The organism is Paenibacillus sp. oral taxon 786 str. D14, from assembly GCF_000159955.1.
In the GTDB taxonomy this organism is placed as follows: domain Bacteria; phylum Bacillota; class Bacilli; order Paenibacillales; family Paenibacillaceae; genus Fontibacillus; species Fontibacillus phoenicis.
In genome coordinates this window covers 27,754-47,226 of the sequence record NZ_GG695983.1, presented here as the reverse complement: position 1 = coordinate 47,226, position 19,473 = coordinate 27,754, and the positions used below count along the sequence as shown (strand labels likewise).

General features: G+C 53.1%; 21 protein-coding genes. 2 read left to right on the top strand and 19 right to left on the bottom strand.

What is annotated here, in order from left to right:
• Nucleotides 1-64: 64 nt before the first annotated feature.
• Nucleotides 65-1,195: a M20/M25/M40 family metallo-hydrolase gene (locus tag POTG_RS15640; RefSeq protein WP_009225808.1), complete on the bottom strand. Its 1,131-nt coding sequence runs from the start codon at nucleotides 1,193-1,195 to the stop codon at nucleotides 65-67.
• A 75-nt stretch (nucleotides 1,196-1,270) separates the two neighbouring features.
• Here POTG_RS15640 and prli42 point away from each other — a divergent pair, with 75 nt between their 5' ends.
• The gene (gene prli42 / locus POTG_RS23455) at nucleotides 1,271-1,369 is read left to right on the top strand and encodes a stressosome-associated protein Prli42 (RefSeq protein ID WP_085982549.1); all 99 of its coding nucleotides are present in this window, start codon (nucleotides 1,271-1,273) and stop codon (nucleotides 1,367-1,369) included.
• 21 nt (nucleotides 1,370-1,390) lie between these two features.
• Here prli42 and lipB read toward each other — a convergent pair whose 3' ends face one another.
• From lipB to lpdA, 5 genes are all read right to left on the bottom strand, one after another.
• On the bottom strand, nucleotides 1,391-2,077 hold the full coding sequence (gene lipB, locus POTG_RS15635) for a lipoyl(octanoyl) transferase LipB (RefSeq protein WP_009225807.1): 687 nt from the start codon (nucleotides 2,075-2,077) through the stop codon (nucleotides 1,391-1,393).
• A 30-nt stretch (nucleotides 2,078-2,107) separates the two neighbouring features.
• Nucleotides 2,108-3,505: a dihydrolipoamide acetyltransferase family protein gene (locus POTG_RS15630; RefSeq protein WP_009225806.1), complete on the bottom strand. Its 1,398-nt coding sequence runs from the start codon at nucleotides 3,503-3,505 to the stop codon at nucleotides 2,108-2,110.
• A gap of 18 nt (nucleotides 3,506-3,523) precedes the next feature.
• Complete coding sequence (locus tag POTG_RS15625; RefSeq protein ID WP_009225805.1) at nucleotides 3,524-4,510, bottom strand: alpha-ketoacid dehydrogenase subunit beta; 987 nt, start codon at nucleotides 4,508-4,510, stop codon at nucleotides 3,524-3,526.
• A gap of 2 nt (nucleotides 4,511-4,512) precedes the next feature.
• On the bottom strand, nucleotides 4,513-5,538 hold the full coding sequence (locus POTG_RS15620; RefSeq protein ID WP_036645781.1) for a thiamine pyrophosphate-dependent dehydrogenase E1 component subunit alpha: 1,026 nt from the start codon (nucleotides 5,536-5,538) through the stop codon (nucleotides 4,513-4,515).
• A gap of 127 nt (nucleotides 5,539-5,665) precedes the next feature.
• On the bottom strand, nucleotides 5,666-7,087 hold the full coding sequence (gene lpdA, locus POTG_RS15615; protein WP_009225803.1) for a dihydrolipoyl dehydrogenase: 1,422 nt from the start codon (nucleotides 7,085-7,087) through the stop codon (nucleotides 5,666-5,668).
• Nucleotides 7,088-7,249: 162 nt separating this feature from the next.
• On the opposite strand from lpdA, the gene POTG_RS15610 reads away from it, so the two are divergent.
• Nucleotides 7,250-7,576, top strand: a complete 327-nt coding sequence (locus POTG_RS15610) for a DUF2627 domain-containing protein (protein ID WP_009225802.1) — start codon at nucleotides 7,250-7,252, stop codon at nucleotides 7,574-7,576.
• Between the two features lie 61 nt (nucleotides 7,577-7,637).
• Here the strand turns inward: POTG_RS15610 and POTG_RS15605 are convergent, their stop codons facing one another.
• The 13 genes from POTG_RS15605 to POTG_RS15545 form a co-directional block, all read right to left on the bottom strand.
• Nucleotides 7,638-7,847 carry a hypothetical protein gene (locus POTG_RS15605; RefSeq protein WP_009225801.1) on the bottom strand — a complete coding sequence of 70 codons (210 nt, stop codon included), beginning with the start codon at nucleotides 7,845-7,847 and terminating at the stop codon, nucleotides 7,638-7,640.
• A 28-nt stretch (nucleotides 7,848-7,875) separates the two neighbouring features.
• Nucleotides 7,876-8,823: a cation diffusion facilitator family transporter gene (locus tag POTG_RS15600; RefSeq protein WP_009225800.1), complete on the bottom strand. Its 948-nt coding sequence runs from the start codon at nucleotides 8,821-8,823 to the stop codon at nucleotides 7,876-7,878.
• Between the two features lie 11 nt (nucleotides 8,824-8,834).
• A complete protein-coding gene (locus POTG_RS15595) occupies nucleotides 8,835-9,143 on the bottom strand; it encodes an ArsR/SmtB family transcription factor (RefSeq protein WP_009225799.1) in 309 nt (102 codons plus the stop codon).
• Nucleotides 9,144-9,384: 241 nt separating this feature from the next.
• Nucleotides 9,385-10,188, bottom strand: a complete 804-nt coding sequence (gene spo0A, locus POTG_RS15590; RefSeq protein ID WP_009225798.1) for a sporulation transcription factor Spo0A — start codon at nucleotides 10,186-10,188, stop codon at nucleotides 9,385-9,387.
• 380 nt (nucleotides 10,189-10,568) lie between these two features.
• Nucleotides 10,569-11,900 (bottom strand): SpoIVB peptidase, encoded by a 1,332-nt coding sequence (spoIVB, locus tag POTG_RS15585; RefSeq protein ID WP_009225797.1) that lies wholly within the window; start codon nucleotides 11,898-11,900, stop codon nucleotides 10,569-10,571.
• 99 nt (nucleotides 11,901-11,999) lie between these two features.
• Nucleotides 12,000-13,739: a DNA repair protein RecN gene (gene recN / locus POTG_RS15580; protein ID WP_009225796.1), complete on the bottom strand. Its 1,740-nt coding sequence runs from the start codon at nucleotides 13,737-13,739 to the stop codon at nucleotides 12,000-12,002.
• Nucleotides 13,740-13,769: 30 nt separating this feature from the next.
• Nucleotides 13,770-14,219, bottom strand: a complete 450-nt coding sequence (gene ahrC, locus POTG_RS15575) for a transcriptional regulator AhrC/ArgR (RefSeq protein WP_009225795.1) — start codon at nucleotides 14,217-14,219, stop codon at nucleotides 13,770-13,772.
• 69 nt (nucleotides 14,220-14,288) lie between these two features.
• Nucleotides 14,289-14,768, bottom strand: a complete 480-nt coding sequence (locus POTG_RS15570; protein WP_009225794.1) for a hypothetical protein — start codon at nucleotides 14,766-14,768, stop codon at nucleotides 14,289-14,291.
• Nucleotides 14,769-14,924: 156 nt separating this feature from the next.
• The gene (locus POTG_RS15565) at nucleotides 14,925-15,788 is read right to left on the bottom strand and encodes a TlyA family RNA methyltransferase (protein ID WP_009225793.1); all 864 of its coding nucleotides are present in this window, start codon (nucleotides 15,786-15,788) and stop codon (nucleotides 14,925-14,927) included.
• A gap of 12 nt (nucleotides 15,789-15,800) precedes the next feature.
• Complete coding sequence (dxs, locus tag POTG_RS15560) at nucleotides 15,801-17,711, bottom strand: 1-deoxy-D-xylulose-5-phosphate synthase (RefSeq protein WP_009225792.1); 1,911 nt, start codon at nucleotides 17,709-17,711, stop codon at nucleotides 15,801-15,803.
• Nucleotides 17,712-17,887: 176 nt separating this feature from the next.
• Nucleotides 17,888-18,763 (bottom strand): polyprenyl synthetase family protein, encoded by an 876-nt coding sequence (locus POTG_RS15555; protein ID WP_036645822.1) that lies wholly within the window; start codon nucleotides 18,761-18,763, stop codon nucleotides 17,888-17,890.
• A gap of 47 nt (nucleotides 18,764-18,810) precedes the next feature.
• Nucleotides 18,811-19,092 (bottom strand): exodeoxyribonuclease VII small subunit, encoded by a 282-nt coding sequence (gene xseB / locus POTG_RS15550; RefSeq protein ID WP_009225790.1) that lies wholly within the window; start codon nucleotides 19,090-19,092, stop codon nucleotides 18,811-18,813.
• The coding region (locus POTG_RS15545; RefSeq protein ID WP_009225789.1) for an exodeoxyribonuclease VII large subunit at nucleotides 19,067-19,473 on the bottom strand (407 nt) is incomplete at its 5' end. The genes POTG_RS15545 and xseB, both read right to left, overlap by 26 nt.

The window sequence follows — 19,473 nt, the reverse complement described above, 5'->3', positions numbered from 1 at the left end:
CGTCATCCTGCAAAAAAAGCCCGGTGCGAAATAGCGCACCGGGCATTCTGACATCCTTAAGGGATCAAGAAGAGGATACCGATTGACGAACGATCTCCAGCGCAAACTGCGCAGTTTTGACGAGATCGTCCTTCTTGATTCTTTCATTGGTTGTATGGATGTCCTCATAGCCGATCGCCAGATTCACCGTTGGAATCCCCAGGCTGTTAAAGATGTTCGCGTCGCTGCCGCCGCCCGTCGTAAACGTCGTTCCCGCAAGTCCGAGCGCAGCCGCCGCTTGCTTAGCGATCCGCAGAACGGGAGCCTCCTCCGGGATCCGGAACGCTCGGTACAGCACCTCACTGCGGAATTCCCCCTTGGCTCCAAAGTCGCGGCATGCGGATTCCACCGCTTCTTTCATGTCCTGCAGCTGCTTATCGACCTTCTCCTGGGACATGCTACGCGCTTCGCCATATAAAATGACGTGATCCGGAACGATGTTCGTCGCGCCGCCGCCTTCAAACTTGCCGATGTTGGCGGTTGTCTCCGAGTCAATACGCCCGAGCTTCATACGAGCCAGCGCCTTGCCGGCTACCTGAATGGCACTGATGCCGTCTTCCGGATTGACCCCGGCATGGGCCGCTTTGCCGTAGATCTCGATTTCAACCCGTGCCTGCGTGGGTGCGCCAACACAAATCGTGCCCACTTCACCGCCGGTGTCAATCGCGAACCCGAACTTCGAATCGACATACTGCGCCTCCAGCGCCCGCGCTCCGCGCAGGCTCGATTCCTCGCCAGCCGAGATGACAAACTGGATTTGACCGTGCGGAATTTGCTTCTCCTGCAGGACTTGAATCAGCTCCAGCAGCACCGCCACACCCGCTTTGTCGTCCGCTCCGAGGATCGTCGTGCCGTCGCTGCGAATCCATCCGTCCTCCCCAACAACCGGTTTAATCCCCTTGCCTGGGGTGACGGTATCCATGTGGCAGGTGAACAGGAAGGGTTCAGCGGACACGCCTTCACTGGCTTTTAACGTGGCGATCAGGTTCCCGGCGCCATGTCCCGTCACTGCCTGCGAACCGTCCTCCACAACGTCCAGTCCCAATTCGCTGAATTTCCGTTTTAACACATCGGCAATTTGGCGCTCATGCTTCGTTTCGCTGTCAATCTGCACCAGCTCCAGAAATTGTCCGATGAGGCGTTCCTCGTTAATCATTGGACTTTCCCCGCTTTCTTCGATACGATAATAAGAGTGAGAATAATATACGTTTAAGTCAAAGGAGTTACCACTATGCGTAAAAATCGGATGAGATTCGTCGTATATTTGATGTTGTTTGCCATGCTGGCTTCAACGCTGATCGCTTTCCTTGAGCCCTTCTTCATTCGATAATCAGCCCGCTTTGGGGGCGGATTAGGCCTCGACCCAAGCCCCCAAACGCCCAAATACCACGTTAAACTTCGGTACGATCTCCTTCGCGACTTGCTCAACCGTAAATGAGCGGCCGGTCACGTCTTCCAACGAGGTCACCCCGTATTCTTGAATCCCGCAAGGAATGATTCCGCGAAAGCCTTCCTCTTGAATGCCGGACTTCACATTAAAAGCAAACCCGTGACTGGTAATAAAACCTCGATGATGCCTGCATTTGTTGAACTTTACGCCAATCGCGCAAATTTTCACGTCGCCAACCCACACCCCGGTGTACTCCGGTTTACGTGAGCCTTCGATGCCAAACTCCGCCAAATAATCGATGATCACCTGCTCCAGCTGACGCAGGTAACCATGCAAATCCAGCCCACGCCCGGCCTCTAACCGAAGCAGCGGATAGCCAACAAGCTGCCCGGGGCCATGATATGTAATATCTCCCCCGCGATCGATTTCAAACACGGCAATGCCCCGCTCCTGCAGCTGCTCAGGGCTAAGAAGCAAATGCTCAGGATGGTTCTGGGAGCCAATCGTATAGGTCGGCGGATGCTGCAACAGCAGCAGGTGTTCTCCCTGCTGCTGCGCATCCATCTCTTTAATGAGCCGTTTCTGCAAATCCCAGGCTTCCCCATATTCCATCATCGGATAATAGCGTACTGTCAAGCCTTCGTTCATCGCATTGTCGCCTCGATTCTCTCGTTACGTTCAATACACCTGCGTGTCCAAATTGTAGCTTTCCATATTTTCCTTCACCCGCTGCATAAAGCGGCCGCAAATCACTCCGTCCAAAATCCGGTGGTCCAAGGACAAGCAGAGATTGGCCATCGAACGGACGGCGATCATATCGTTGATCACAACCGGCCGCTTCACGATCGATTCAAACGTCAGGATCGCGGCTTGCGGATAATTGATAATCGGCTGCGTCAAAATCGAACCAAAGGAACCGGTATTATTCACCGTAAACGTCCCGCCCTGCATATCATCCAGCTTCAGCTTGCCGGAGCGGACCTTCGTTGCCAGCTCCTCGATTTCCCGCGCCAGGCCGGCGATATTTTTCTGATCGGCCTTCTTGATGACCGGCGTCAGCACCGAATCCTCGGTTCCAACCGCCAAGGAGATGTTGATATCGCGTTTGACGATGATCTTGTCCACCGCCCACACCGAGTTCATGATCGGATAATCCTTGATCGCTCCCACAACCGCCTTCAGCAGGAAAGCCAGGTACGTCAGGTTGACGCCTTCCTTCTGCATAAATTCCTGCTTGATCTTGTTGCGCAGCTGCACCAGGTTGGTCACGTCGACCTCGATCATCATCCAGCCATGCGGAATTTCCGATACGCTTTGGCGCATCCGGGTTGCGATCGTGTTGCGGATCGGGGTTACGTCGATAAAATACTCGGAACGGTCGCCCCCTTCCACTTCGATGGTTGGGATCGGCGGGTTCTCCGTCAAGTGCAAGCCGGAATGGCGTACCGGTCCCGGAGCATCGTTGATTACGGCCGGGATGACGCGTTGCGGCGCCGGCGCAGCCGAAGGCGCTGCTTGCGCTGTCTGCGATGGCACGGACGGTGCTGCTGCTGGCGTCGTTGCCGGTGCTGCGGGTGTGGCAACACCCCCGCGACCGCCTTGCTCGATGTAAGCCAGCACATCCTTCCGCGTAATCCGTCCGCCAAGCCCTGTACCCGTAATTTGCCGTAGATCAATTCCGTGTTGAGCGGCCAGCGTCTGCACGGCCGGAGAATACCGGTGGCGCTGCGAGTGATCGGACTGTTCCCCCGCGCTTGCCGCACCGGCAGCCGGACGGGCAGCTTCGTTTACCGCTGGGTCGCCTGCTGGCGTATCAGTCGCATTCGCCGTCTCGATCCGGCAGATCACCGCGCCAACCTGAACCTCTTGCCCTTCCTCCGCCAGCAGCTCGCCCATCACACCTTCGACCGTCGAAGGGATTTCCGCATTTACTTTGTCCGTAATGACCTCAAGAATCGGCTCGTATTGCTCGACTGGATCCCCCGGCTTCTTCAGCCATTTCCCGATCGTAGCCGAGACGAGCGATTCGGCGAGCTGGGGTAATTGCACGTCTATCAATGTTTTATTGGATGACATTAGTATCCTCACTCCCAATCAATAAAGCGCCAATTGAAGCATCGCTTCTTTGACTTTATCTTTGCTAAGCATAAAGAACTTCTCCATCGGAGGGCTAATCGGCATCGCCGGAACGTCCGGTCCGCACAGTCTTGCAATAGGAGCATCCAACTCGAACAGGCACTCTTCAGAAATAATAGCCGAAACTTCTGCACCAATACCGCCGGTTTTATTATCCTCATGGATAATCAGAACCTTGCCCGTCTTGCGGGCCGCTTCAATAATGGCTTCGCGGTCCAGAGGCTGCAGCGTGCGCAAATCAAGAATGTGGGAGCTGATCCCTTTCTCTGCCGCCAGCTCTTCCGCAGCCTGCATGGCAAAATGCAGCGGCAAGCTGTAGCCGATGACTGTAATGTCACCGCCTTCCCGCAGCACCTTCGCTTTGCCGATAGGGACGATATAATCGTCCTCCGGCACGTCTTCCTTGATCAGCTTGTAGCATTTCTTGTTCTCAAAGAACAACACCGGATCAGGGTCGCGAATCGCTGCTTTCAACAAGCCCTTGGCGTCATAAGCCGAATAAGGCGCAACGATCTTCAGCCCCGGTGTTCCAAAGAATATCGATTCCGGACATTGGGAATGGTAAAGTCCCCCAAAGATCCCGCCGCCGATTGGAGCGCGGACTACAACCGGGCAGTTCCAGTCGTTGTTGGAACGATAGCGGATTTTCGCCGCTTCGTTGATAATCTGGTTCGTTGCAGGCAGCATAAAGTCCGAATACTGCATTTCTGCGATCGGCTTCATCCCGTACATAGCTGCGCCAATCGCAACGCCGGCGATCGCCGATTCCGCAAGCGGCGTATCGATGACGCGCATTTCACCGAACTGCTCCTGCAGCCCTTTCGTTGTCGTGAACACGCCGCCCTTGACGCCGACGTCTTCCCCCAGAACAAACACGCTTTCGTCCCGCTCCATTTCTTCCTTCATGGCCAGACGAATCGCGTCGATATACTCCATCACCGGCATGATTATTGCTCCTCCCCTTCGCTGGCATATACATGCAGCAGCGTGTCTTCCGGCCGCGGGAACGGCGCGTTGTCAGCCGCTTCCACCGCTTCCTTCAGCTGTTGTTGGATATCCCGCAACAGCGCTTCGTCCTGCTCCTCGCTCCATATGCCGGTTTCGATCAGGTACGACTTCATTTTGGGGATACCGTCTTTTTTCCAATTCTCTTCCACTTCTTCCTTCGTCCGGTACGCCAGATCATTGTCCGACGTCGAGTGCGGAGACAGGCGGTACATCATCGCTTCGATCAGCGTTGGCCCTTCGCCGCGAACTGCGCGTTCCCGCGCTTCCTTCACAACTCGGTATACCTCCAGCGCATCGTTGCCATCTACGCGAACCCCCGGGAATCCATAGCCTTGAGCCCGATCCACCACGCGGCCGCCTAACTGCTTCTTCACCGGTACGGAAATGGCATATTGGTTATTTTCGCACAGGAAGATAACCGGCAGCTTCTGAACCCCAGCAAAGTTTAAACCTTCGTGAAAATCGCCCTGATTGCTGGAGCCTTCGCCAAACGTGACGTAAGAAACGATGTCCTTCTTTTGCATTTTCGCCGCCAAGGCGACGCCGACGGCATGGGGAACTTGAGTGGTTACCGGACTGGAACCGGTCACGATACGCAGCCGTTTGCTGCCGAAATGTCCCGGCATCTGACGGCCGCCGCTGTTCGGGTCACCCGCTTTGGCAAATGTCGAAAGCATCAATTCTGTCAGCGACATGCCAACGGCCAGCACAAAGCCGTAGTCCCGGTAGTAAGGCAGGAAATAGTCGCGCTCGCGATCCAGCGCAAAGGCCGCAGCAACCTGCGTGGTCTCCTGACCGATCCCAGAAACGTGGAAATTGATTTTCCCGGCCCGCTGCAGCAACAGGTTGCGCTCGTCGAATTTGCGTGCGGTCACCATATATCTGTACATCTCAATGACTTCTGCATCCGTTAGTCCGAGTTGCTTATGTTTTGGCTCGGTTTGAACTACACTTTTGGCATTCATGGGAGTTACCTCCTTTGATTGGGGCATTACATAGCTTAATATTAACACCAGGTACTAAGACTTGGAATAAGTTTATTATAATCGTTTTACAGTGAAAAAGAAAACATTCATCTTTTCGCCCGTTGCCTCAAGCGTTTAAGGAGTTCCCGTCCACGGCCAGTGCCGCTTCCCCGATAATTTCCGCCAGCGTCGGATGAGCGAAGGTCACTTGTCCAACTTCCCAAGGCGTCGCATCCAGCACCTGGGCCAGTACCGCTTGGCTGATCAGCTCCGTCACATGCGGCCCGATCATCTGCACGCCGAGAATATCATTGGTGCGGGCATCGGCCACCATCTTCACAAATCCTTCGGTTTCGCCATGCACCAGCGCCTTCCCGATCGCTGAGAACGGAACCTTGCCGATTTTAACCTCCAGCCCTTTGGCCTTCGCTTCTTTGGCGGTGATTCCAACCGAAGCAACTTCGGGGCGGGTGTACACACAGCGCGGAATATGGCTTTCTTGATAACCGTGCGAAGCCTCCCCGGCTAAATGATGGACGGCAGTTAACCCCTCATGGCTGGCAGCATGCGCCAGTTGAAGACCGCCGATGCAGTCGCCAATGGCGTAAATATGCGGTTCCGTGGTTTGCATAAATTCATTTACCCGAATGAAGCCGCGTTCTAACCCGATGTCGGTATTTTCGAGTCCTATATTCTCCACGTTGGCCTGGCGTCCGATCGATACCAGCAGCTTGTCTGCTTCGAGGCGGATCGATTCGTCCCCTCGCTTCGCAGATATTTGTACCCGGTTATTGCCGATTTCTAAGGAACCGGGATCGACCGAAACCCCAGTGATCACTTGAATGCCGCGGCGTTGCAGCTGTTTCTGCAATTCGCGGGCAACGTCCTCGTCTTCCGCCGGCAGCAGCTGATCCGCTGCTTCCACCACGGTCACCTGCACGCCAAAATCGTTTAGTAGCGACGCCCATTCAACCCCGATGACGCCGCCTCCCACAATCAGCATCGAGCCGGGAAGCTCGGATAGCTGCAGCGCTTCATCGCTGCTAAGAATATAATTCCCGTCCGGCTCAAGCCCCGGCAGCATCCGTGGTCGAGATCCTGTGGCGATGATCAAGTTGGTTGGCACGACCGTCTCCATTTCACCATCCGGAAGTTCCACCGCAACAGCTCCGCTTTTTGGAGAGAAAATCGACGGCCCAATCACCCGCCCATTCCCTTGGATGACACGGATTTTATGTTTACGCATCAAATATAGGACCCCTTTATGCAGTTGATCCACGATGCTTTGCTTTCTTTCCTGCACTTTCGGGAATACCAGCGTCACGCCGTTAGTCTCGATGCCGTAGCTTGCGCTATCCTTCATTTGCGCGTAGAGCTCCGCACTGCGCAGCAGCGCTTTGCTTGGGATACAACCTCGATGCAGACAGGTCCCTCCCAACTTGTCCCGCTCAATAATTACAACGTCTTTCCCCAGTTGCGCGGCGCGAATGGCTGCGATATATCCGCCAGTCCCTCCGCCCAACACTGCTACATCACAAGTAATTGCCATAATCGATCTCCACCCATTCTATCAATTCAGTCACTTTCCCCTATTTTACCTTGTTTTTCCGTTATTACAAATCAAAGCCGTAAATAGACATCCCCTCAGGAAAAAGGTATGATATTTTTAACAATACATAGCCATTTCGAGAGGGAAAGGAAGATCTAGCTCATGAAGCTCAAGCTGTCCCGGTTTATCGCGATTATTTTGCTGGTGATCCCCGGCATTGCAGCGATGATCGGATTTATAAAAATCAAAGACACCTTATTTGATTATATGTCAGCACACGGCGACGATTCGTTAACTCGCGTCACGTTTGATTGGTTAAACTTCGGGCTAGGCGTTGTTTTGTTTGCAGCCGGCGCCGGATTTTTGGGCGGGTGGATCTTCTTCCGGGACCGCAAGCGGAATTACGTAGGGCCAAGATTTCGCAAAAAGGACGATGCCGCCAAAGCCGCCGTTAAAGAACCAGAACCCGCCGTGGTACAGCATGACTAACCTCAAGGTTCTTATGAAAAAACCTCTTTCGCCTTGTCTCGGCGTAAAGAGGTTTTTTAGCTTATTCGTATAACGCTTCCTTCAGTTTGGTCGACATCCGCGAGCTTTGCTGGGAATTCGCGCGAAGCAATGCCTTGCGTAATCTGACGTTTTCTGCACGAAGTTGTTCATAACGTTGAATTAGCTCCAGAAGGGCCTGCCGTTTATCTTCTTCCAAATCCGTGCCCTCCAGCAATTCCCGGTAAGCCGCCGGCTCAAGATCGTTAGTCATATGACGCTCATCCTTTCTTCTGATGGAATTATACCATAAGCTCCCGGTGCCGGATGTGCGAGGTTTCCACCTGAATGGTGGTGTGGCCGATGTGGAACGTCTTCTCCAAAGCGGTAATCGCTTCCTGCAACACGATTTGGCTCTGGCTGCCATCCTCAATCGTCAAATGACAGCTTAACGCATCCATCCCCGAAGTAATGGTCCAAATATGCAAATCATGGACTTCAACAACCCCCGAAATCCCTTCGAGACACTGCTTCACCTGACTTTGATCGATCGACGCCGGCGAGCCCTCCATCAAAATGTGCACCGATTGGGTGATGACGCCCCAGGCTCCGCGCAGGATCAACAGAGCGACGAGAACACTGATGATCGGGTCGAAAATATACCAACCAAACAACGACATCAATATCCCCGCGAAAATAGCGCCAATCGACCCCAAAGCGTCTCCAAGCACATGCAGGTAGGCGCTTTTCAGGTTTAAGTTGCCTTTGACGTCGCCTTTCTTCAGCAATACCGCCGCGCTTGCTAAATTCGCAAACAAACCGATCACCGCAATCACGATCATCGTATTACTGGACACGGTCGGCGGATCAAGCAAACGCCCGTAGGCTTCCCAAAAGATAAACCCGGCGATCACGAACAAGGCTGCCCCATTGAGCAACGCGGCCAGGATCTCCATACGGTGGTACCCGTACGTATTCCGCTTTGAGGCGGGGCGAGCGGCAAACCAAAAGGCAATCAGGCTGAGCAGCAGCGAGCTGGCGTCACTTAGCATATGACCGGAATCGGACAATAAAGCGAGGCTGTCTGTAATCAAACCGCCGCAAAATTCAAGAACGGCGATCGAAGCCGTAATGAGTAGAGCGATCCACAGCCCCTTCTTATTCCCCGAACGTGCCGCATGATGATCGTGGAAATGGCCGGCATGGCTATGGTCATGATCGTGGTGATGGTGAGCGTGATGATGTCCCATGGATCTCCCTCCTATTCGCAACAAGCGTGTTGAATCGCCTGTTTCAAGAGCGAAATCACATGCTCGTCGTCACAGCTGTAGTACACCGTATTGGCCTCCCGACGGAACTTCACCAGCCGCAAATTTCGCAGCAGACTCAGTTGGTGGGAAACCGCCGACTGCGATAAATTCAACACTTCCGACATATGCGTCACGGAACATTCTTCTTCCGACAGCAAATGAAGAAGTTTGATTCGGGTCGGATCGGACAATGCTTTAAAAATCGTAGAAACCTTCTCCAGTGTATCCGGGCTCAGATCGATGTGTAACTTTTTTTCCACCTGGTCGTTCCCCTCTCGAATAACAGTATATGAACATATGATCATATATAGGATAATCCTAAAGGGACTTTATTGTCAATCAGCAAGTGCGGATACCATCTCAGGCAAAATAAAAAACGGCCGCATCCCGGCATACACCGAGAGGGACCGCCCTTCATTTAACCCTTCTGGATCACTGCATAAGTGAACGACCAACGGCTTAATTTCTCCCGTCGTTATCACCATTCGTGTCCTCAGACTTTCAAGACACCTTATGCTCGATCCGCAGTTTATCCGCTACCATTGCGATGAACTCACTATTGGTCGGTTTGGATTTGGAGATATTGATCGTATAACCAAAAAGATGGCTGATGGAATCGATGTTGCCTCGGGTCCAAGCGACTTCAATCGCATGACGAATCGCACGCTCTACTCGGGATGGCGTCGTTTTGAATTTCTCCGCGATCGCCGGATACAGTGTTTTCGTAATGGCGCCTAAGATTTCGATGTTGTTGTACACCATCGTGATCGCTTCGCGCAGATATTGATATCCTTTAATATGCGCCGGAACTCCGATTTCATGTATGATCGATGTGATGTTCGCATCGAGGTTCTTCCCTTTGCCCAGAGGCACCACATTCGATTTGGCAAACGAAGTAGAAGGTGCACTGTTGCTTAAGGTTTGGACACCCACGAGCTGACGGATGCGGTTCGCCAACACTTCCATGTCAAAGGGTTTCAAGATGTAGTAAGAAGCTCCAAGCTGAACGGCACGCTGCGTGATGTTCTCTTGACCAAAGGCGGTCAGCATGATGATTTTAGGCTGAGGGGTCAGGTTGAGGTCGCGAATGCGCTCAAGCACACCGAGTCCGTCCAGATGGGGCATAATAATGTCCAGGATCAACACATCGGGAACTCTTGCTGCTTGATCAATCATCTCCAGTACTTCTTCCCCGTTATAGGCGATTCCTGAGACGACCATATCGTCTTGCTCCGAAATGTATTCCGCGAGCAAATTCGTAAATTCACGATTATCATCTGCCAACAACACTTCGATTTTCTGCACTGCCTACTTCCTCCTTCAGGTAATTGGATAGGTTTATTCATTGCTTCTCTTCTTACCAGAATAAGGATTCGACATGCAAAAGTAAATTCCTTCTGTCGAAAATTATTTTTATTTATTTTTTTGCATGATTGATATATAATAAATTATTTATTTACATAAAACGATCTCGTTCGGATTCATTCGACAAATGCATACAGATTCCAAGCCGGGTTTGTCGACCTTTGCTTGAGGAGTTTCACTTCCTCAAGATAAGAAAAACGTCAATCGACGTACATTCAATGTAGACAGACCGCGTTTAGCCGAAGTTTTTCTTGCGATATCAGGATGCCAATCCCCGTAGTTTATACTTTCTGATATCTAAAAAAATCTTAAGGCAGCGTTTAGCTCGCCTTAAGATTTTGCATCGTGTCTTTGGGGCTTTGTAAAATACCGGCATCCTGCAGCATCCATTCGATAAAGCAACCATATCCTGATTTCGGGTCGTTGACGAATACATGAGTCACAGCGCCGATGAGCTTGCCGTTCTGAAGAATCGGACTACCGCTCATGCCTTGAACGATGCCGCCGGTCTTCTCCACGAGACGCGGGTCGGTAATGCGGATAACTAATCCTTTGGTTTCCGGTACACTCTGCTTGGAAACATGGACGATCTCGACTTTAAACCGCTCTATGCGTTGACCTTCGACAACGGTCAGAATTTCTGCCGGTCCTTCCTTCACTTCTTCTGCAAAAGCGACGGGAATCGGTTTCTCATAGAGGCTATGCTCCGGGTTTTGCGACATCTTCCCGAAGATCCCAAAATTCGTATTGCGTTCGATATTGCCTAGGGTTTTCCCTTCTTTTAGAAAGTGAGCACGCTTCTCCCCGGGTTCACCGCTCTCGCTCTTGGAGATGGATGTGACGCTGGATTGCAGGATTTGCCCGCTGCCGACGACGATCGGCGTTTGGGTATTCATATCGGTAATGATGTGGCCGAGGGCTCCATAAACGCCGTGATCCGGGGCATAAAACGTCAAGGTCCCTACCCCTGCAGCAGAATCACGGATATACAAACCGAGTCTCCAAGCCCGATCCTGCTGATCATATGCCGGCTTTAAGGACGTTGTGAGTTCCCTATCGTTCCGCATATAGGTGATCTTAAGGGGCCGTTGATGTTTGCCCGCTTCGGCGGCAATTTCAGCTACTTCGCGGACATCGTGGAGCTTCATTCCGTTAATGTGGGTGATCAAATCACCGGCTTGAATTCCGGCCGCTTCGCCGGGTGAAACTTTGCTGGTATCTGTTACAACTTGATGATGCCCGACCACTAAGATCCCGGCGGATTTCACCTTGACACCGATGGTTTGTCCGCCGGGAATCACTTTAAGGTCCGGAATGACATTGACCTTGACGGTCTTTAGAGGAATTTGACCGAATAATTTCATGCGGAGGTTGGCTTCTCCACTCCGAAGCGACGAAAGCTTGAGCGGATGTCCTAATGATACTTTCATGGATGGGTTCGCCTGCCCGTTGACCATCACTACATCAGGCCGATCCACACTGACTTCAGCCTGTACGGGCAAAGCAAATGAAATTTGTGTTCCCTGACCCTGAAACAGGCGTAACTCGTCCGGCAGTACGGGAAGCCGCCCTTCAGCGGCAGACGTGCCGAGAAAACAAAAGAAGAAGGCAAGAAAAAGACCGAGCATTCGATTCCTGAGGTTCGGGTTCAATGGCTGTCACGCTCCCTTAGCTTCTTTCGCTTGACGAAACGGTGGTCGCCAATTGCGTACCTATAAGATACCCCGGGTCAGGTGTTTTATTACTGTCAATCATTGTGCCAGACTTAGTAAAACATCCTTTTGTGCCTGCGCCAGCTTCAGCATTTCTTGGGCATGATGCTGGGTCTTTTCCGTGATTTCTACCCCGCCGAGCATGCGGGCCAGTTCATTTACCCGTCCCGCTTCATCTAAGGAAGCAACGCGTGTCATGGTGCGGCCGTCTTCAACGACTTTCTCGATGAGGTACTGCCGATCCGCCATGCAAGCCACTTGCGGCAGATGAGTGATGGCGAAGACTTGGCACATCGCAGACAATCGCGACAACTTATCGGCAATCGACTGAGCCGCTCGTCCGCTGACGCCAGTATCAACTTCGTCGAAAATCAGTACAGGAACCTGTTCATGCCGGGCAAATATGCTCTTTAGTGCCAGCATCATGCGGGACAGCTCACCGCCGGATGCGATCTTGCTAAGCGGTCGGAGCGGTTCTCCGGGATTTGGCGAAATGAGGAATTCAGCATTGTCGATACCGTGTTTGCCGGGACGGATCTTCTTTCCTTCCCATTCCAATCCGTTGGCATCCTCTATGAGGCTTAACTTGACTTCGAGGGAGGTTCGACCCATTTGCAGGTCCTTTAGCTCCGTCTCGATCTGAGCGGCGAGCTCAACAGCCTTCTGCTGCCGTACAGCACTTAACTCAAAAGCCTGCTTCATCAGCCGCTCGGTTAATTTCTCCCGTTGCACCTGCAGCTGCTCCAGGCGTTCATCCTTATTCTCCAAGGCATCCACTTCCTGGCGAATCTTCTCATAATACGCAAGGATCCCTTGAATGTCATCACCGTATTTACGGCGGAGCGTCGAGATCAGGTCCAGGCGTTCCTCGACTTCTTCCAGCCGTTCAGGATTAAACTCGATCCGTTCGCGATAGTTCCGCAGGCTAAAGGACGCATCCTCCAGTTGATAATAAGCGGATTGAAGCTGCTCCAGGAGTGGAGATATTCCTTTGCTGTCATATGCGGATACTTCACTTAGCTTCGAGACAGCCTTCGCAATCGCATCCAGTCCCTGAGGGCCATACAGCAAATCATAGGCTTTCGAAATGGACTCCATCATTTTCTCGCTATGGGATAGCTTGACCTTTTCCTCCGCGAGTAATTCATCTTCACCCGGTTTTAACTCGGCTGCAGAAATTTCACTCAGCTGAAAACGGTATAAATCAAGCATTTGCAGCGCCTGTTGGCTTGTATTGCGCAGCTCGTGATATTCCTTGTCGATCCGTACGAATTCGGCGTAGGTCGCTTGGTAAGCCGCCTTCACCGGATCAACCGCCTCTGCCCCGTAGGCGTCCAGCAACTCTAAATGGCGTTCCGGTCGAAGCAGGGTTTGGTGCTCATGTTGGCCATGCAGGTTAATCAGCTTCTCCCCAACCTCACGCAGCATGGATAAATTCACGAGCTGTCCGTTAATGCGGGCTGAGCTCTTGCCTTGGACACTGATTTCCCGGCGAATAATCAGAAGCTCTCCGGGATCTCCCGCGATGCCGAATCCTTCCAGGGTTGTCCAAACCGGATGTCCTGCTGGCAGATCGAAGGAAGCCTCCATCTCGGCTTTATCACAACCATAACGGATTAAATCGGCTGACCCCCTGCCGCCGGCAATCAAGCTCAGGGCATCAATGATGATTGATTTGCCCGCCCCGGTCTCCCCTGTCAGGACATGAAAGCCGGAACCAAACGATACATCGACCGCTTCAACCACTGCCAGATTACGAATGGATAAATGAACCAACATCCGGGCAATCCTCCCCTACTCCCAACTCAATTAAGATATGTATCCCATGATCTGATCAATCAGATACCGGCTATAGTCCTCGTTGCGGCAAATCAGTAAGATCGTGTCGTCACCGCAAATTGTGCCAAGCAGATCCGGCCATTCCATATTGTCCAGCAGCACGGCTACCGAATTCGCGGTCCCCGGAAGACACTTCATGACAACCAAATTGCCGGTATAGTCGATATGCACGAAACTGTCGACCAGCGCCCGTTGCAGCTTCTGCACCGGATTATAACGCTGAGCCGTCGGCATGGAGTACTTGTACCTGCCGTCGTCCGTAGGCACCTTAATCAGCATTAATTCCTTAATGTCGCGGGAGACCGTCGCTTGAGTGACTTGATACCCCGCCTCGCGTAATGCTTCTACCAGCTCATCCTGGGTTTCGATTTCCCTGGCCGAAATGATTTCCCTTATCTTGATATGTCTATGCCCCTTCATTCTGCCCTCCATTAGCCTTATATGGTCGTATTTAGTCGTATTTAGTCGTATTTATCAGTATTTATCGGTTTAGGCGGATTCATCTTCTTCATTATCGTCCGTCGTTAGGGATATGACCTTCAGTTCCCGTTGCTCCGGATCTACGTATAACACGCCAGCGCATTCCGGATATAACAGCAGGAACGGCAACAGGTCCCGGCGCAAACCGCTACCCGTCCATTCCACCGGGCGGCGTTCCCGCGCAGTTCTAACAAGATAGAATTCCCCATTCTTGACTGCAATATAGTCAATAAAGAGACGGCTGTGCAGAAGTTCTCCGTCCACACGGAAGGTGAGCGGAACTTTCAGTTTATCGCTGACGACTTCGTACCCTGCTTCTTCCAGCATGTCCACCGCAGGGTGCTCTATAATCTCCTCATTCATCTCAAATCCGATGCCGGATCGTAAAGAAAACGGCTTGCGGACCCAGGAACGAAAACCGCGGTATAGCAAATACACGCCGATTCCCGCGATCACTACCATCAGAAGACCGTCCGAATAAGCTCCCACCGATATCACCTCATCCCTTATTTCGACGCTTCCGCGATTAGCTCCTGTCTAGAGAAGCACAAAATTTAGAAGGGAATGAGGACAACATCAAGGTTTTGATTCCATTATAGGGAACAAGCGTTCGATTTGCAAGATGCTGCAATGAAAAAAGACCCATCACTTGGATGGGCCTCCTGTAAAGGTGTTTGATGCTTCATGAACGACGCTGGCCGCCAGCTCGCGGATCCGTGTAAGCTGATCCACATCCTGCTCCTCTGCCGTACCAGCCGCAGCTTCTTCTTCCAATCTGAGATGAGCTAAAAATTCGATGTTCCCTTCCCCGCCGGTAATCGGAGAGAAGGTCAACCCGGCCACCTCATAGCCTTGCTCCACCGCAAAGCTCAGCACGGTCTCCAACACTTCCTGGTGTACTTTGGGATCGCGGACGACCCCCGATTTACCAACCTTTTCACGACCAGCCTCAAACTGCGGCTTAATGAGCGCAGCGATGTCCGCCGGCCGTTTCAACAACGCAAGAAGCGGCGGCAAAATGATTTTTAGCGAAATGAAGGAAACGTCGATACTGGCACAATCCGGCGGAGGACCGTCCAAATCCTGCGGCGTCATATAACGGAAGTTGGTGCGTTCCTTGACGTTCACCCGCGGATCGTTGCGTAGCGACCAATCCAGCTGATTGTATCCGACGTCAATCGCGTATACATATTCAGCACCATGCTGTAAGGCGCAATCCGTAAATCCGCCGGTCGAAGATCCGATATCTAGCATCGTACGACCGGTCAGATCCAGGTTAAACTGCTTGATCGCTTTTTCCAGCTTAAGTCCGCCCCGGCTGACATAAGGATGGATCGCTCCCTTGACCGACAACACGGTATCCCGGGGAATCTTCGTCCCCGCCTTCTCGATCCGTTCCTGTCCGCCAAACACCAGTCCGGCCATGATCGCGGCTTTCGCCTTTTCTCTGCTGTCAAAATACCCCTGCTCGACGAGCAGGACGTCTACGCGTTCCTTGGAAACCGACATGCCAATCTCCCGTCAATAATTTACTTTCTTGCCTAGCGTTAAATGTGGTTCGCTCCGTAGTTTGTGTACCTCACGAACGACGTTCTCGGCGGTCAAGCCGACTTCTTCCAATTGCTCCTTGATGCTGCCGTGCTCGATAAACCGGTCGGGCACGCCCATCAATCGGATGTCCAGACCCGTGATTCCTTGCTCTGCATAGAACTCCAAGATCGCACTACCCAAGCTTCCCGCCTGCGAAGCTTCCTCCAGCACGATCATGGTCCCGCTGCTTTGCGCGAGTTGAACCAGCATCTCTCCGTCCAGCGGTTTTAAGAATCTGGCGTTCACCACCGCAGCGGACACGCCTTCCCGCTTCAGCCTTTCCGCCGCTTCTTCGGCAACCTGCACCATCGGGCCAACCGCAACGATCGTCAGGTTGTCGCCTTCCCGCAGCAGCTCCCACGTTCCGATCGGAATGGGCACCAGCTCTTTGTCCAGCGGAACCCCCGGTACGTTGATCCGCGGATAGCGGTAAGCAATCGGCCCGTCGTTATATTCCAGCGCCGTCTTCATCATGTGGCGCAATTCATTTTCATCCTTCGGCATCATTAATACGATATTTGGAATATGACGCATAAAAGCGATATCGTAAACCCCTTGGTGGGTCTCCCCGTCCGCTCCTACGAATCCAGCCCGGTCGATGGCGAACATCACGTTGGCGTTCTGGCGGCAAATATCATGCACGATCTGGTCGTAAGCCCGCTGCATGAACGTGGAATACACCGCATAGACCGGCTTCAAGCCTTCCATCGCCATGGCGGCGCACATCGTCGCGGCATGCTGCTCGGCGATACCGACGTCAATCATGCGTCCAGGAAAACGTTCGCCGAATTTCACCAATCCGGAACCGCCCGGCATCGCCGGAGTCACCGCCACGATCCGTTCGTCCTGTTCGGCCAGCTCGATCAAGGTCTGTCCGAACACCTCCGTGTACATCGGATTCCCAACGGCCTTCAGCACTTGGCCGGATTCGATTTTGTACGGCGTGATGCCATGCCATTTATGCGAATCCTGTTCTGCCGGGGTATAGCCTTTGCCCTTGGTGGTCAGAACGTGCACCAAAACTGGTCCGCTGACGTTATTGGCCTGCTTGAAGGCATCGATAAGGCCCGGCAAGTCATGGCCGTCAACCGGTCCCAGGTATTTGAATCCGAGCTCTTCAAATAAGACGCCGGATACCATCAAATACTTCAGGCTGTCCTTCACCCGCTCCACGGTTTTGGCGACTTTGCCGCCAATGGCCGGGATTTTCTTCAGCAGTTGCTCCACTTCGTCTTTGGCCCGCAGGTAATTGCGGTCTGAGCGGATTTTGGTCAAGTAGTTATGCAAAGCTCCGACATTTGGCGCGATCGACATCTCATTGTCGTTCAAGACCACCATCAAATCTTTCTTCTCATGGCCGATATGGTTCAGCGCTTCAAACGCCATCCCGCCGGTTAACGCACCGTCCCCGATGATCGCAATCACGCGGTTCGATTCGCCCTTCATATCCCGGGCCAGCGCCATCCCCATAGCCGCTGAGAGGGAGGTGCTGCTGTGCCCTGCTTCCCACACGTCATGCACGCTCTCGCTCCGTTTGACGAACCCGCATAATCCATGATGTTTACGAAGCGTGTCGAACTGGTCCTTCCGCCCGGTTAGTATTTTATGTACATAGGCTTGGTGTCCTACGTCAAAGATGAGTTTATCCTGCGGACTGTTGTAGCAATAGTGCAGGGCGATCGTCAATTCCACCACGCCCAAATTCGAAGCCAAATGCCCGCCGGTAACCGACAGCTTCTCGATCAAGAACTGGCGGATTTCCTCAGCGAGCGGCGTCAATTGCTCCAGGGACAAGTTTTTTAGATCGGCAGGCTCATGTATTTGCGAAAGCAGCACAGCCATTCCCCGCTTTCCTAAATGTATGGTTCAAAAAGCCGGCATCTAAGTCCGGCCTTTTCTTGCACATGTTGATAATAGCCTTCATTATACCATATGTCATCATGATGTCGAAATCACTTGCGGCGGATAGGTAAGTCATTTTTCCCTGATTTCGACCAACGCCTTCGATGGGAAAGTGACTAGTGATCGCGGCGAAGCAGCAGATCGGCAATTTCCAGCAGCCGCTGCGGGTTCGGAATCGCTCCGTTTTGTAACGCCTGCTTCGCCTCACTCGTCAGCCGTTCGACTTCCGCCCGGGAAGCCTCGATGCCGATAAAGTAAGGATAAGTCACCTTCTGTTGGATGACATCGCTTTGCGTTTTTTTGCCGAGCTTGCTTTCATCCCCGATCAGATCCAGGATGTCGTCCTGAATTTGAAACGCATGCCCCAGCGCCCGTCCGTACCGCTCCAAAGCCTCAAGCTGCTCTGCATTTCCCGAAGCGATATGTCCGCCCGCTCTGACCGAAAATACGATCAGATCTCCGGTTTTGTGCTCATGAATGTAGCGCAGCTGGTCGAGATCGGTCACTCCCTGCTCGCCTTGCATGTCGGCCACCTGGCCGCCCACCATGCCGCCCGGCCCGGCAAACCGCGACAATTCCTCCACGATCGCTAAGGAAGCCTCGGCCGGCACCCCTTGCTTGCGGCTCGCTTGAACCACGCTGTAAAAAGCATGCGTCAACAGCCCATCCCCGGCCAAGATGGCCATCGCTTCTCCAAACACTTTATGATTCGTTGGTTTCCCGCGACGGAAGTCATCGTTGTCCAAGGCCGGGAGATCGTCATGGATCAGCGAGTACGTATGTACCATTTCCACGGCGCAGGCGACGGGCATTGCCGCATCCCGGCTGCCGCCGAGCGCCTCCGCCGCAGCCACGACGAGCAGCGGCCGAAGCCGTTTCCCACCCGCCATCAGCGAATAATCCATCGCCCGGCTTAGCGTTTCCGGCACCTGCCATGCCGCCGGAAGGCTGGAGGACAAGCGTGTGGACACGGCTTCAGCAATCTCCTTCATGTATGCCTCTATCGATAATTGCTGCTGCAACAAGATCACCGCTCTCCTCAGAAGTCCAAACTATCGCTTAACGGCGGCTGAAACGGCTGCTTCTCTACCGCCCCGTCTTCTTCAACAATCATTTCGATCTTACGTTCCACCTGTGCCAGCTTTTGACCGCAGATTTGCGAGAGCCGCATGCCCTGCTGAAACAGATCAATCGCTTTCTCCAACGGCACGTCTCCGCGTTCCAGCTGAGACACGATGTCCTCCAGCTGGTTCATCGCATCTTCGAAATTTAGTTCCGCTTGCTGCGCCTCTGCATTAAGCTTGGTTTCCTGTTCCTTCATCTTCCCCCGCTCCTTCCGGCCTCATGCCCCAAACTTGACAATCTAGTTCTCCGTCCGTCACTTTCACCGTTATCCGGTCGCCCAGTTCGACGTCCGATAACGACTTGATGATCCGTTCTCCTCGTTCATCGTAGACGAGGCTATAGCCCCGCGCCATGACTTTAAGCGGGCTTAGCGCATCCAGATGGCGAATGCCCGAGGCCAGCTGGCTGGACTTCTCCCGCAGGATGCCCTGCATCGCTTGCCGCAGCAGGCGATCCGCCTCCCGCCGCCGGCGTCCCGCGAACTGCAGCGCATCCCGTGGATGGAAGCGCAGCAGACGCTGGTGCAGGCGGTCTTTCGCCGCGCCGGCCAATTGCAGGCGCGTCTGCATGTGGCCCG

What these genes read in the sequence shown, in the direction of transcription:
- POTG_RS15640 (WP_009225808.1), bottom strand. Translation starts at nt 1,195, where the DNA reads ATGATTAACGAGGAACGCCTCATCGGACAATTTCTGGAGCTGGTGCAG.
- prli42 (WP_085982549.1), top strand. Translation starts at nt 1,271, where the DNA reads ATGCGTAAAAATCGGATGAGATTCGTCGTATATTTGATGTTGTTTGCC.
- lipB (WP_009225807.1), bottom strand. Translation starts at nt 2,077, where the DNA reads ATGAACGAAGGCTTGACAGTACGCTATTATCCGATGATGGAATATGGG.
- POTG_RS15630 (WP_009225806.1), bottom strand. Translation starts at nt 3,505, where the DNA reads ATGTCATCCAATAAAACATTGATAGACGTGCAATTACCCCAGCTCGCC.
- POTG_RS15625 (WP_009225805.1), bottom strand. Translation starts at nt 4,510, where the DNA reads ATGCCGGTGATGGAGTATATCGACGCGATTCGTCTGGCCATGAAGGAA.
- POTG_RS15620 (WP_036645781.1), bottom strand. Translation starts at nt 5,538, where the DNA reads ATGAATGCCAAAAGTGTAGTTCAAACCGAGCCAAAACATAAGCAACTC.
- lpdA (WP_009225803.1), bottom strand. Translation starts at nt 7,087, where the DNA reads ATGGCAATTACTTGTGATGTAGCAGTGTTGGGCGGAGGGACTGGCGGA.
- POTG_RS15610 (WP_009225802.1), top strand. Translation starts at nt 7,250, where the DNA reads ATGAAGCTCAAGCTGTCCCGGTTTATCGCGATTATTTTGCTGGTGATC.
- POTG_RS15605 (WP_009225801.1), bottom strand. Translation starts at nt 7,847, where the DNA reads ATGACTAACGATCTTGAGCCGGCGGCTTACCGGGAATTGCTGGAGGGC.
- POTG_RS15600 (WP_009225800.1), bottom strand. Translation starts at nt 8,823, where the DNA reads ATGGGACATCATCACGCTCACCATCACCACGATCATGACCATAGCCAT.
- recN (WP_009225796.1), bottom strand. Translation starts at nt 13,739, where the DNA reads ATGTTGGTTCATTTATCCATTCGTAATCTGGCAGTGGTTGAAGCGGTC.
- ahrC (WP_009225795.1), bottom strand. Translation starts at nt 14,219, where the DNA reads ATGAAGGGGCATAGACATATCAAGATAAGGGAAATCATTTCGGCCAGG.
- POTG_RS15565 (WP_009225793.1), bottom strand. Translation starts at nt 15,788, where the DNA reads ATGTCGGTTTCCAAGGAACGCGTAGACGTCCTGCTCGTCGAGCAGGGG.
- dxs (WP_009225792.1), bottom strand. Translation starts at nt 17,711, where the DNA reads ATGGCTGTGCTGCTTTCGCAAATACATGAGCCTGCCGATCTAAAAAAC.
- POTG_RS15555 (WP_036645822.1), bottom strand. Translation starts at nt 18,763, where the DNA reads ATGAAGGAGATTGCTGAAGCCGTGTCCACACGCTTGTCCTCCAGCCTT.
- xseB (WP_009225790.1), bottom strand. Translation starts at nt 19,092, where the DNA reads ATGAAGGAACAGGAAACCAAGCTTAATGCAGAGGCGCAGCAAGCGGAA.